At 35.1% G+C, this 7,331-nt stretch carries 6 protein-coding genes; 1 reads left to right on the top strand and 5 read right to left on the bottom strand.

Translation table 11 applies throughout. The annotated features are described in order from the left end of the window. The 3 genes from Q1K78_RS16625 to Q1K78_RS16615 form a co-directional block, all read right to left on the bottom strand. The coding region (locus Q1K78_RS16625) for a L,D-transpeptidase family protein (RefSeq protein WP_300181468.1) at nucleotides 1-1,408 on the bottom strand (1,408 nt) is incomplete at its 3' end. Between the two features lie 249 nt (nucleotides 1,409-1,657). Beyond that, on the bottom strand, nucleotides 1,658-2,956 hold the full coding sequence (locus tag Q1K78_RS16620; RefSeq protein ID WP_300181466.1) for a methyl-accepting chemotaxis protein: 1,299 nt from the start codon (nucleotides 2,954-2,956) through the stop codon (nucleotides 1,658-1,660). Between the two features lie 341 nt (nucleotides 2,957-3,297). Beyond that, nucleotides 3,298-4,707, bottom strand: a complete 1,410-nt coding sequence (locus Q1K78_RS16615) for an amidohydrolase (RefSeq protein ID WP_300181464.1) — start codon at nucleotides 4,705-4,707, stop codon at nucleotides 3,298-3,300. Between the two features lie 297 nt (nucleotides 4,708-5,004). Between Q1K78_RS16615 and Q1K78_RS16610 the strand changes: the two genes are divergently transcribed. Beyond that, nucleotides 5,005-5,529: a hypothetical protein gene (locus tag Q1K78_RS16610; RefSeq protein ID WP_300181462.1), complete on the top strand. Its 525-nt coding sequence runs from the start codon at nucleotides 5,005-5,007 to the stop codon at nucleotides 5,527-5,529. A gap of 92 nt (nucleotides 5,530-5,621) precedes the next feature. Here the strand turns inward: Q1K78_RS16610 and Q1K78_RS16605 are convergent, their stop codons facing one another. Together Q1K78_RS16605 and htpX are read right to left on the bottom strand one after the other, a co-directional pair. Continuing rightward, on the bottom strand, nucleotides 5,622-6,113 hold the full coding sequence (locus tag Q1K78_RS16605) for a DUF1456 family protein (RefSeq protein WP_300181460.1): 492 nt from the start codon (nucleotides 6,111-6,113) through the stop codon (nucleotides 5,622-5,624). 142 nt (nucleotides 6,114-6,255) lie between these two features. Then, nucleotides 6,256-7,131 carry a protease HtpX gene (gene htpX, locus Q1K78_RS16600; protein ID WP_300181458.1) on the bottom strand — a complete coding sequence of 292 codons (876 nt, stop codon included), beginning with the start codon at nucleotides 7,129-7,131 and terminating at the stop codon, nucleotides 6,256-6,258. Nucleotides 7,132-7,331 lie beyond the last annotated feature (200 nt).

Genomic DNA, 7,331 nt, shown 5'->3' with positions numbered 1-7,331 from the left:
CTTTCGTTTCAGGTAACTGGTGATAGTTTTGGTATTCTTTTTTAGAAAAATGAGACTCTTTCATTAACAGTTGTGCAAACTCTGAAGCCTTTTCTACTCGAATGCACCCTGAACTATAAGCTCGACTCTGCTTTTTAAACAACGAGCGTGAAGGAGTATCGTGCAAATAAATGGCATTCCTATTTGGGGTGTTAAACTTATAACGCCCAAGTGCATTACTGTTGCCTGATTTTTGTCTCAACTTATAAGGAAATGAATCGATTGTAGTTTCCTCCCAGTCTATATCATCCACTGAGATAACTTCATTGCTTAACCAAGTAGGTACTATTTCAAAGTTCTGTGCCAGTAAGAAATCTTGATTATTAAATACTTTCGGTAAGATATCTTCTTTCATTATTTTAGTGGGTACTTTCCAGTTTGGGTTAAACACTATTGAGTCGAGATAAGTAGACAATAACGGTGTTTTTCTTGCTGGTTTACCGACAATCACTTTGCTATGAAACAACAGTTTATCTTCTTGCCAATACCCCATTTCATAGGAAGGAATATTAACTAATACATAACGATCTCTTTTGTTTTCCCACAATCGTAATCGTTGAATATTAAGCGCCATAATACGAACTCGCTCTTTAGCAGACATATTCAACCAATACTTAGTTTTTGGACCTATAATCCCATCAGGATCTAAACCATGACGTTTCTGAAAGCGCTTAACTACCTCAACAAGGTTTGAGTTATAAAGTCCATTATCCTGTTGTAGAAGAGCTATACTCTCCCTCTCATTTACCTCTCCTGCGATACGAAGGCGGTTAACTAACGAGGGATAAGCGATGACTTGATTCGGCCTAATTATTTTAGAAGAGGATAGTTTATCAACTGGCTTACTATAAGGATCATGATACGTCAGTAAACGTCGATAAAATGCCTCATATTTATTTGAATTAGGCTGTAAGGTTTGGGACAAGTAATCTAATCGACCACTGTTAAACGATTCGCTTATCGAAGAAATAAGTAAAGAAGATGGTTCACCCAAATGGTCATCAAGCCGTCCACCAAAGAACCAACTTTTTCCTTTTTTTTGTATGAAAGATTGATAAGTAAGCAAGTAGATAAGCGTATCTGTCGCTAAAATATCGTACTCTAACCCTGTTGTATTTTGTAAACGAAAATAACGATGTTCAAGTGAGTTATTAAGATCAGCAAGGACTAATAATGCCAATTGATTTTCGAGATTCTGTCGAGATTGAGGGGAAGACCATTTACGCTGTGAATTAGGATAAAGAGGTAAAACCTGAGAAGGATAAAATAATTGAGATTCATGTTGCTCAATGTAAGCATCAACCTCTGAAGCATGTACAGAAAAAAGAGCAGGTATTAACACAAAAAATAACGCAAGAAATTTACCCATCTGAATCCCTTATAAAAGTATTACTCTACTTTTATACTAGTCTTCAATAAGTGAATATCAAGTTACAACTTATCCATTAGTATGAATAAAGAACTCAAGCAGCGTTATAATATCAACATCCATTATCACGTACTCATCACCCTGAATATGAATAAAAATATAAAACAGTGACTAATTTTACTTAATCACTGTTTATATTAAAATAAATTCAATTAAAATAATGTTAATTTCATTTAGAAATATAGACCATTATTCAAATATGCCGTCAATCGTCTTAATTTTATCGACCTGAGTACTTAGCATAATGCCTAGTTTTGATAATTCTTTTGCCTCCGCGGAGGTTTCTTCCGCAGAAGATGCATTTAAATTCACGACGCTATCTATTTCAAACATAACTTGATTCACTTGATTTAATCCATCCAGCTGCTGTATTGAGGCCTTGTCTATATTTTCAATAATTATAGATACATCAGAGATATGTTTAGCTATCTGCGCCAAATCTATTCTGCATTTTTGGCTAATATCATTGCCTTTTTTAATGCTTTCGTTGGATTCTTGAATATATAAAGCAGATTCTTTGGCCGCTTGGCTACTTCTTTCTGCAAGCTGTCTAACTTCATCAGCAACTACAGCGAAACCTCGTCCTTGAACCCCTGCTCGAGCGGCTTCAATAGAAGCATTAAGAGCTAATAAGTTCGTTTGTGATGCTATATCACCTATGATATTAATCACTTCACTTATCTTATTGCTTGATTCATTAATTTCCATCATTGAATCATCTAAGTTCTGCATTTCTTTCGAGGCTTGAAGTACGACACTTTTCGTATTTGAGGACAACTTATTCGCCTTTGATACTAATTCGGTATTATTCGCTACTTCGTCTATAAAACAATTTAGGGTACTACTCACTTCAGTAATAGAGGTCGCTTGCTGAACTGAACCAACAGTCAGTAATTCACAAGGTTCATTTAAATTAGTCGCCCCTGAAGATAAATTGCTGCTCGCCATCTCAATAACGTCATAGATATTTTTCAATATCACTTTTTCTGTAACATCTTGAACAATTTCAATATGACCTATATTTTGGCCATCGAGTCCAGTTAAAAATTTAGTTTCAACTTTGAAATTTTTATCCCATTGATTAAAATGCGTTGTAGGCTTATTCTTTCTAAGACATGTTATCCCACAATCTTTTGTTCCACATATTTTTGCGCCCCAATTTGAGCATAAAGAACCGAGTACATCAGCTCTTGTCACTCCCAATGGGTCTAATGCTGCTTTATTCACAAACGTCCATTTCATATCCATATCAGTTACAGAGATAGGATGTTGAAATGCATCTATTATTTGTTCATAAAAATTAACTTTTTCGTTAATTAATTTATTTATTTTTAAAAGACTAGCTCCCAATAAAAATAACAATGGGATAACTAAAAGCGCCAACAATGATGCAATATTGATAAAGGATACAATACTAATGACAACAAATGTTAGTATACATGATGCTTTTATATATCCATTTATAGATATGTTTTTAATTTTTATCATTTTTACCTAAATTACTTCTGCTATTAATACTTATTCTGCACTATGCACAATAAGTTAATTCTTATTCTTATTCTTATTCTTATTCTATATATTTAACTCACCACTCAAGTGACCCGATACATTAAAATTAAAGGATGCTTTATTTGTAATAAAATTCCATAAATTTAGTTATATACCGCATTGTTTTCATATAAAAACAAGGAGTATATTGGATGTAATTGGTTAATCAATATTGGTAATATCATCAAATAACACAAATCACATCACAATATACGAAATAATAATCTTATTTCAATAAAAATACCAGAAAATCCTTTAGTAGAGAGTTCTCTAGACAGTGACTATTGAACAACTTCACCGCTTTCAATCACTGTTTTTCGTACTACTTTAGTAAACTCAATGACTTCTTTTCTGATCTGTTCTTCATCAACCGTTAGCATTTCACGATCTTTCATTAAGATATTGCCATCAACAATAGTATGACGAACATTACCTGAATTTGCAGAATAAACTAAGGCTGAATATGGGTTATATACTGGCATCATATTAGGTGCTTTAGTATCAACAACAATGATATCTGCTAGTTTACCAACTTCAATAGAACCGATTTTATCTTCCATATGAAGCGCTCTTGCCGCACCCATCGTTGCCATATCAATCACCTTGATTGGAGGCATAGCCGCACGGTCTTTATTCACTAATTTGTGAACTTTTGCAACTTGGTTAAATTCATCAATAATACTTAATGTATTACCCGACATTGGACCATCCGTTCCTAAACCAATACGAACACCTTCGTCGTACATTTTAAGCGCAGGAGATACCCCTTTTGCTGATTTGATGTTTGCACTCATATTATGAGCAACACCCATGTCTGACTCTTTTACTAGTTCAATGTCTTTATCATCAACAAGGATCATATGCGCACCAATAAGGTTTTTATTAAGCGCACCAATGCTATGCATGTATTCTACTGGCGACATTCCATTAGCACGCTCAGCAATGACTTCTTCTTCACGATGAGATTCAGCTAAGTGAATCATTACTGGAACGTCTAGCTCTAAAGACAGCTTAGCAATTTTTTGTAGCGTCTCAGTTGTATTTGTATATGGGGCATGAGGAGCAAATGCAGGTGTAATGCGAGGGTGGTCTTTATATTCTTCAATAAAGTTTAATGCGTACTGAATACCCTCATCTGCATTTGCTGCATCAGCAACAGGGAATTTAATCACACTTTCACCTAAGATGGCACGCATACCAATTTTATCTACAGTTTTAGCGACTTCATCTTCAAAGTAATACATATCGGCATAAGTGGTCACCCCACCCTTCACCATCTCTACATTACCTAAGTTAGCTCCGATGCGAACCATATCGCGTGACACTAGCTTTTTCTCTAAAGGGAAAATATAACGGTGCAAACGGTCAGGAACATCATCACCTAATGAACGAAAAACAGTCATAGATGCATGCGTATGCGTATTTATTAAACCGGGTAAAACGATATCACCATCTACGTCTAATACTATTTTAGCGGTGTAATCTTTTGCGATACTTTGATCACCAACAGCAACAATTTTATTGCCTTTAATTGCAACAACACCATTTTCAAATGTTTGCTTAGATTCATTCATTGTTAGTAGTGTTGCATCAGTGATCAACAAATCAACTTGTTGAGCAGCAAGCGCTGAAAATGTAACAAAAGCATTTGTTGCAATTGCTGCTGCTAATAAGGTCTTCTTTAAATACATGGACTGACTCGCAAAAAGTAAGAATAATTTGCACGAATGGTATACGTTACTATTTTTTTATCAAGAGAATTGTCATTAGCAATAGGTAACATTAGTTCAAAGTAGTGACCGATCTCATACTTCCTGAAATTCAATATGAACCATTCATACAAAGTAACAATGCGCTTACAAAAAAAACAGTTAGTTCTATATTTACTATTAAAATCAATAAAAAGAGAGAGCTCATCATGCTATCTCTTTTTATTCGGACATAAAACATTTATAATACATCTACATTTTTTTTACATCTTTTGTGTTATGAAGCCTTATTTTTTATCTTTTTTATTTTTTATTTCATTGCTTCCTTTTGAAATCAGTGCAGAGGAGGAATCTAGTGAATTATCCCTTTACTCTGTAAACACTGGTTCATTCCTTTATCATTTAGTCCCTTATGACCCAGATTCGCATCAATATTTTGGTAATCAATACTTTTCTGTTGAACGTAAGTTTTCTGAAGATTCAGACTACAGCTTTATGTTAGGTACTTTTCTCAATAGCCAAGCGAATCGCTGTATGCTTATTGGAGTAAGAAAAGACTGGTATCGTGTGAATGACAAATTAGTCATAAAAGGTATGTATTCTTATGCGGGAGAGTTCTTTTTTGATGCCTTTGAAAACTGTGGTGACGGCGGGATATATAAAACCGCAAAAGAAAAAGTAGGGATAGCTTTCGCCCCTTATATTTACCATGCGGCGCAGTATAATTTAACTGATTACTTTGGTGTTGAAGCTGGTTTTATTCTGCCCGGTATCATTGTGATGAGTATGCAGTGGAGTTTCTAATATATAAACAATACTAAAAATACACGCATAAAAAAACCACAATTCAGTAAATGAAATCGTGGTTTTTTTATTATGCAGAAAAGAAAAAACGATTATTCGCTTTCGTTTTCTTCTTCTTCTGTTACTTCACCACGTAAATCAAATTGAACGCCTTGTAAGAAATTACGTAAAACTTGATCTTTACAAATACGGTAGTGTTTGTGATCGGCTTTACGGAAGAATGCACTCAATTCATGCTTACTTAGACGGAAGTTAACTAACTTCATTAAGTCTAATACTTCATCCGCTTTTAAATTCAAAGCAATCTGTAATTTTTTAAGAATGATGTTGTTCGTTAGTTTTTGCTCAGGCGTTGGTTGTTCGCCTTCACGCTTACCACGTCGATCATTGATGAAACCATTTAGAAACGTTGCTAATTGAACATCTTGACAGCTTTTGTAATCTTTATCTTCGTCTGATTTTAACCAGTTACATACTTCTTCACGAGTTACTTTTAAATCAGCAGCGGCAAATAGTGCGATCATTTTTGTATCATCGAAATCAAAAGTATAGCGAATGCGTCGTAGAACGTCGTTATTAGTCAAGGTAGTTCCCAAATATCTTAATTTAAGTTAGGGGCAGACTATAACTTGTTATCAGCCTCGGTAAAAGATTTATGTGATCTCCATGTACAAAAAACCCGAGAATCACCTCGGGTTTGTTTTAATTTTTTATCAATATATTGAATTACATTTGGCGTAGCGCGTTAATGCGCTTATCTAGTGGTGGATGGCTCATTAGTAATTCCATTAATGTATGCTTACCATTGATACCAAAGGCCATCATTGAACCTTCTAACTGAGACTCTTGACCTGTACGTAATCGCTCTAGAGCAGCAATCATCTTCTCTTTACCAACAAGTTGTGCAGCACCTGCATCAGCATAGAATTCACGATGGCGGCTAAACCACATAGTCAAGAAGCTTGCTAAGAAACCAAACGCAATTTCAAGAATAGTAGAAACGATGAAATACGTCATGAAACTACCGCCTTCGCCCTCACCTTCCTCATCGTTTGACGTGAAACCACTGACTGCATTTGCAATCATACGTGATAAGAAAATAACGAAGGTATTCACGACACCTTGCATTAACGTCATTGTTATCATATCGCCATTCGCAATGTGACTCACTTCATGAGCAAGAACCGCTTCAGCTTCATCACGTGTCATGTTATGAAGTAACCCAGTTGATACAGCAACTAACGAATCATCACGCTTTGCACCTGTAGCAAAAGCATTCATATCAGGCGAGTCGTAAATTGCAACCGTTGGCATACCGATACCAACTTGCTGCGCTTGACGAGCTACCGTCTGCATTAACCAATGTTCAGTTTCATTACGAGGTTGTTCAATAACCTCACCACCCACTGAACGTAATGCCATTGATTTTGACATCATTAGAGAAACTAACGAACCACCAAAACCAAACAATACAGCCATAACAAGTAAACCAGAAAGGCTACCTTGTTGAATCCCCGTAACCGCATAAACAATATTCAGAACAATACTGAATACGATCATCACAGCTAAGTTTGTTGCTAAAAACAGCGCAATACGCTTCATTTATTATTTCTCCGATTAATAATTAATTCTACTCATTGATTTTATTTTTTGAGTAGGTACCAAACGTTACTATCACGCTTAATAGATATACTTATAAGATAGTGTCATTTCCCATAAACACAAGGGTTTGAAGCACTTTGATACACTTTCTTTTATCTATTCATCTTTCTATTCTCTTTCCGTTTCTCTTCACTCAAATA

Origin of the sequence: uncultured Aliivibrio sp. (genome assembly GCF_946479765.1) — a bacterium.
Classification (GTDB): Bacteria; Pseudomonadota; Gammaproteobacteria; order Enterobacterales; family Vibrionaceae; genus Aliivibrio.
The sequence above is the reverse complement of the archived record's forward strand: the minus strand, read 5'-3'. Positions and strand labels throughout refer to the sequence as shown.